At 66.6% G+C, this 5,418-nt stretch carries 5 protein-coding genes and 1 pseudogene; 1 reads left to right on the top strand and 5 read right to left on the bottom strand.

Features of this window, described 5'->3' with window-relative positions; genetic code table 11:
- The 4 genes and pseudogenes from ACTS1X_RS04160 to ACTS1X_RS04145 all read right to left on the bottom strand — a co-directional run.
- A pseudogene (locus ACTS1X_RS04160) lies at positions 1-455 on the bottom strand (DNA polymerase III subunit delta); the annotation flags it as partial.
- Positions 456-950, bottom strand: coding sequence for an LPS assembly lipoprotein LptE (gene lptE / locus ACTS1X_RS04155; protein ID WP_442613117.1), 495 nt, complete (start codon positions 948-950; stop codon positions 456-458).
- 29 nt (positions 951-979) lie between these two features.
- Positions 980-3,499 carry a leucine--tRNA ligase gene (gene leuS, locus ACTS1X_RS04150; protein WP_442613116.1) on the bottom strand — a complete coding sequence of 840 codons (2,520 nt, stop codon included), beginning with the start codon at positions 3,497-3,499 and terminating at the stop codon, positions 980-982.
- A gap of 13 nt (positions 3,500-3,512) precedes the next feature.
- Complete coding sequence (locus ACTS1X_RS04145; protein WP_442613115.1) at positions 3,513-3,944, bottom strand: DUF3576 domain-containing protein; 432 nt, start codon at positions 3,942-3,944, stop codon at positions 3,513-3,515.
- Positions 3,945-4,310: 366 nt separating this feature from the next.
- Here ACTS1X_RS04145 and ACTS1X_RS04140 point away from each other — a divergent pair, with 366 nt between their 5' ends.
- Positions 4,311-4,871 (top strand): hypothetical protein, encoded by a 561-nt coding sequence (locus ACTS1X_RS04140; RefSeq protein WP_442613114.1) that lies wholly within the window; start codon positions 4,311-4,313, stop codon positions 4,869-4,871.
- Here the strand turns inward: ACTS1X_RS04140 and ACTS1X_RS04135 are convergent.
- The coding region (locus tag ACTS1X_RS04135; protein ID WP_442613113.1) for a thiamine phosphate synthase at positions 4,868-5,418 on the bottom strand (551 nt) is incomplete at its 5' end. The genes ACTS1X_RS04140 and ACTS1X_RS04135 overlap by 4 nt on opposite strands.

Genomic DNA, 5,418 nt, shown 5'->3' with positions numbered 1-5,418 from the left:
TCCTGGCCCATCTCGATCACCAGCCGGTCGGCGTCGCGGCCTTCGGGCGCGTAGCTTGCGCAGGCCATGGCGGCGTCGCTGGCAAAGGCCAGTTTGACAAGCTTGTTCGTCGCGCGGAGCGCGCCGGCGACCGCGACCACCGGGTTGCCGGCCTTTTCGGATTCCAGCAGCGCCTCGACCGCCGCGAGGATCTCGTCCCCGGCCGGGTCGATCCGGATGTAGCGCGCGCCGCCGAACAGCGAGATCGCCGCCGCCTCGTCCGCCAGTTTCGCCGGATCGGCCTTGAGTTCGGGGCCGGAAAAGTCGATCCGCTCGCCATCATATCCCATCGCCTTGCCGAGCAGCGCGGCGAGCGCCTCGGAACCCGACCGATCGGGTCCGTAGAGCAGGTAGAAACGGATATCTTCGCCGGGCGCCGAGAGCGCGCGGGCGACCTGGCCCCGATTGGCCTTCATCTAGGGCAGCTCCGCGGCCGGCTCCGCCGCGCGCTGCTCCGCCCGGCGCGTCGCATAGAGCGCGACCCGGGCGACGATCTGGTCGGCCACCTGTTCGGTCAGCCGTTCGAGCGCAGTGTCCTCAGCGGCGATCGTCGCATATTCCGAACTGACCACATCGACACCGGCATCGGCGCCGGCCGTCGCGTCGAGCAGCACCGTCCCGCGATCGGCGGTGACCAGCTGGAACCGCGCCCGCAAGGTACGGCGTTCGCGCGTCACCGCATTGTCGGCGCGCACGCCGAAACCTTCGATCCGGTCGTCGAGCGTGACTTCGAGCCGGTAGCGCGGTGTCTCGTTGCCGGCCGCGCCGAGCCGCTGCTCGAGCGCGCCGCGCATCAGATAGCCCGCGCGGCCCGGAATTCCGCCGACTTCGACCGCGCCGAGCGTTTCGCGCGCCGGCGATTGCGCGCCGCCATAGAGCGGGCGCAGGCCGCAGGCGGCCAGCACGATCATCAGCAACAGCGAAAGGGCGGCCACGCGGATCACGCGACGATGTTTACCAGACGGTCGGGCACGACGATAATCTTTTTGGGCGTCCCGCCCTCGAGCTGCCGTTTGATCTTTTCCGATCCCAGCGCCAGCGCCTCGAGATCGGCCTTGGACGCGCCCTTCGCCGCGGAGACCGTGTCGCGCAGCTTGCCGTTGACCTGCACCGCGATCGTCACCTCGTCCTCGACGAGCAGCGCGGGATCGGCCTCGGGCCAGGGCGCGTCGGCCACCAGGCCGGCCTCGCCGAGCGTCTCCCAGGCCTGTTCGGCGAGATGCGGCGCCATCGGCGCGACCAGCCGAACCAGCGTCCGGATCGCGGCGTCGCGGCTGGCGCTGGGCCCGGCTTTCTCGATCGCGTTGGCGAGCTCGTGGACCTTGGCGACCGCCTTGTTGAAGGACAGCGCCCCGATATCCTCGGCCATGCCCGCGATCGTCCGATGCAGCTTGCGGTCGAGTTCCGGATCCTCGCCGGCGCCCGCTTCATTGCCATCGACCAGCCGCCAGAGCCGCTGGATGAAACGCCACGAACCCTCGATCCCCGCTTCCGTCCAGGGCAGGTCGCGCTCGGGCGGGCTGTCGGACAGCATGAACCAGCGCACCGCGTCCGCGCCATACTGGTCGACGATCGGATCGGGGTCGACGGTGTTCTTCTTGGACTTGGACATCTTCTCGATGCGTCCGGCCGTTACCGGTTCACCTTGCTCGATATGGACCCAGTCATTGCCGTCGCGGCGCACTTCGTCCGGCGAGAGCCAGCTGCCGTCGCCGAGCTGATAGGTTTCATGCGTCACCATGCCCTGGGTGAACAGGCCGGCGAACGGCTCCTTCATGTCGAGCCGGCCGATCCGGTTGAGCGCGCGGGTCCAGAAACGGGCGTAGAGCAGGTGCAGGATCGCATGTTCGACGCCGCCGATATACTGGTCGACGGGCAGCCAGGCCTCGGATTCGGCCTTGTCGAACGGCTTATCGTCGGGCTGGCTCGCGAACCGGATGAAATACCAGCTGCTGTTGACGAAGGTGTCGAGCGTATCCGTCTCGCGCCGGGCCGGCTCGCCGCATTCGGGGCAATCGACAGTCTTCCAGTTCGGGTGGCGGTCGAGCGGATTGCCGGGCGTTTCGAAATCGATGTCCTCGGGCAGCACGACCGGCAGCTGGTCCTTGGGAACGCCGACCGGGCCGCATTCCGCGCAATGGATGATCGGGATCGGCGTGCCCCAGTAGCGCTGGCGCGAAACGCCCCAGTCCCGGAGCCGCCACTCGGTCGTGCCTTCACCCCAACCTTCTTCCTCGGCGCGCGCGATCACCGCGACCTTGGCGGTTTCGACGTCCATGCCGTCGAGAAAGCGCGAATTGACGAGCGCGCCGTCGCCGGAAAAGGCTTCGTCGCCCTCGAATTCGGGCGCGGTCTCGTCCCCTTCGGCAATCACCCGGCGAACCGGCAGCCCGTATTTGCGCGCAAAATCCATATCGCGCTGATCGTGCGCGGGAACGCCGAAAATCGCGCCGGTGCCGTAATCCATCAGCACGAAATTCGCGATATAGACGGGCAGCGCCCATTCCGGCTCGAACGGATGGGCGGCGGTGAGCCCGGTATCGAAACCCAGCTTTTCGGCGCTTTCGATATCGGCGGCGGAAGTGCCGCCGGCCTGGCATTGGGCGACGAACGCGGCGGCTTTCGGATCCTTCGCCGCAACCGCTTCGGCCAGCGGATGATCCGCGGCGACGGCGACGAAGCTCGCGCCGAAAATCGTGTCGGGGCGCGTCGTGAAGACCTGGAGCTGGCTCTGGCCGGTGATCGGTTCGCTCAGCCTGAATCGGAAACGCAGGCCGCGACTCTTGCCGATCCAGTTTTCCTGCATCAGCTTGACCTTGTCCGGCCAGTGATCGAGTTCGCCCAGCCCGGCGAGCAGATCCTCCGCAAAATCGGTGATCTTGAGGAACCACTGGCTCAGCTTGCGCCGCTCGACCGTCGCACCCGAGCGCCAGCCCTTGCCGTCGATTACCTGCTCGTTGGCGAGCACCGTCATGTCGACCGGGTCCCAGTTGACCGCCGATTCCTTGCGATAGACGAGGCCGGCCTCGTAGAGATCGAGGAACAGCGCCTGTTCATGGCCGTAATATTCGGGTTCGCAGGTGGCGAGTTCGCGTGTCCAGTCGAGCGCGAAGCCCAGCCTTTTCAGCTGGTCGCGCATCGCCGCGATATTGGCGCGCGTCCATTCGCCGGGATGGACCTTCTTTTCGATCGCGGCATTTTCGGCAGGCATGCCGAAAGCGTCCCAGCCCATCGGGTGGAGCACCTCATGGCCGGTCATCCGCCGATAGCGCGCCAGAACATCGCCCATCGTATAGTTGCGGACATGGCCCATATGGATGCGTCCCGAGGGATAGGGGAACATCTCGAGCACATAGCTTTTCGGTTTCGGGGCAGCGGTATCGGCGGCGAAAGTCCCGGTATCTTCCCAGATTTTCTGCCAACGCGCATCGACCGCTTGCGGATTGAAGCGTGACGCCATGATGTTTGCCGCTTTAGCCGATTACGGTGTTGCGGCGCAGTTCGCGTGCACGGGTGAGGATGATTTCCTCGAGCCGCTGGACGGTCGCGGCCTGAACCGGCGCTTCGAGCCATTGCGTGCCGTTATACAGCTGCCGTGAGGCGGCGACCGACAGCGCATCCGCGCGAAGATCGGTATCGAGAATGGTCACCGTCAGCTTCATCCGCTCGGTCGGTGCTGCCGGGTTGGCATACCAGTCGGTCACGATCACGCCGCCCGACGAATCGGTCTGGGCCAGCGGCATGAAAGACAGCGTTTCGAGCGACGCGCGCCAGAGATAGCTGTTGACGCCGATCGTCGCGATCTGGGCCGGCGCCAGCGTCTGGGACGGGCGGTCCCCGCCGCCGCAGGCGGCCAGGGCCAGCGGCAAAAGAGCGGCAAAAGCGGCGTTGCGCAAACGGGACATGATACTCACCTGCGAGGAAATAAAAGCGAAACGATGGCCGGTTATAGACGCTTGCGCAATACCCGCAAGCGGCCTTTTCCGGGCGTCTGAAAACGGGTTGTGGAAGTTGCGCAACACTGGGATGGATTCGACTCTTCATCATCCTTGGCAGTGGTGCGACTCGGACTCTTCATGCTAGGGCAATGTTGCAGGGAGAATAACAGGGCAATGTACGGGCGCATCACATTGGCAGCTTTGGCGGGTTCCGCGCTGTTTGTCGCCGGTTTGACGGCGATGCCGGATGCTGCCGAATCGCAGTCCCGTTCTCTCTCGCTTACCGCTCCCGGCACAATGGGAACCTTCACGCCTGCTTCGGGCGATCCTGCGATGGCGCGCGCCTTGCGGCGCGCCGGCATATCGAACCGGGGCATGCGGTTCACGCCGTCGGCGTCTCGGCAGGGCGATCGCCCGGTGACGGTCGCGGTGCGCGCCCGCGCGTCGACCACGGCCCAGGCCGAGCGCAACGCGGAGATCGCGATGGCGCAAACCTCGCTGAACGGGGTCACGGCGATCACACCCTCTGCCTATAATCTCGGCGTGTCCGTCGGCTGGCGGCGTTTCGCCATCTCCGGCGATGTTGCGCGGGTCGACAATGCAATCATTCCCGGCCGCGCCCGCGAATCCGCGGATGTCGGGCTCAGCTATTCGGGTCGCCGCTGGAGCACGCGTGTGCAGGTTTCGGCCGATCGGCCGACTGCCGAATCGGCACCGAGCCTGATCGACAATGAAGAGCGCGTCGCAGTCGATGTCGGCGGTTCCTACAGCATCGCCCGGAATATCGCGATCACGGGCGGCGTCCGCTATCAGCGGCAGCATCGGCTCGAGCAGCCCGATGACGAACGGCTCGACAGCCAAGCCGTCTATATCGGTACCGCCTTCCGTTTCTAGGATTGGACCGGCGTAAGCGCGTCGATCGCCGCCCAGCCGTAGATGCCCAACCGCCGAAGCGACCGCGCGCGCCGCGCGTTCATACCGCCCAGCGCGATTACGGGAATACGGGACCGGCGGACGAGCCGGCCCAATCCTGCGCGTCCGAGAGAGCGGCCATCCGGATGCGATGCGGTGGGAAAGACCGGCGACACGAATATGAGATCGGCGACCGCGCGGTGCGCCAGCTGCAGTTCGGGCGCGTCATGCACGGCGACCGTGCGCAGCAGATCGCGCGGGCCGATACGGGCCGAGCGGGCGTGAAACCCTTCGGCCCGCGCGGCGCGCGCTATCCGTGCGGGGCCCGCCACGATCAGGGTCAGCCGCCGCGCCTTCGCGATCGCGCGGATCCGCGCGATGAGGGCGCTCTGTTCCTTTCCCGTCAGGCTGTGGTGGCGAACGATCACGCCGCTCCCGCGCGGCAAGGCCCGGAGCGCGGGCCAGAGCCGGTCGCCCTGCCGTTCGTCGGTCATCAGCCATAGCGTCGGGAGAGGGTGGCGGCGTCGCA

Origin of the sequence: Parasphingopyxis sp. (genome assembly GCF_052168275.1) — a bacterium.
Lineage (GTDB): Bacteria > Pseudomonadota > Alphaproteobacteria > Sphingomonadales > Sphingomonadaceae > Parasphingopyxis.
Note: the sequence above shows the minus strand (reverse complement) of the source record. Positions and strands in the feature narration are given on the sequence as shown.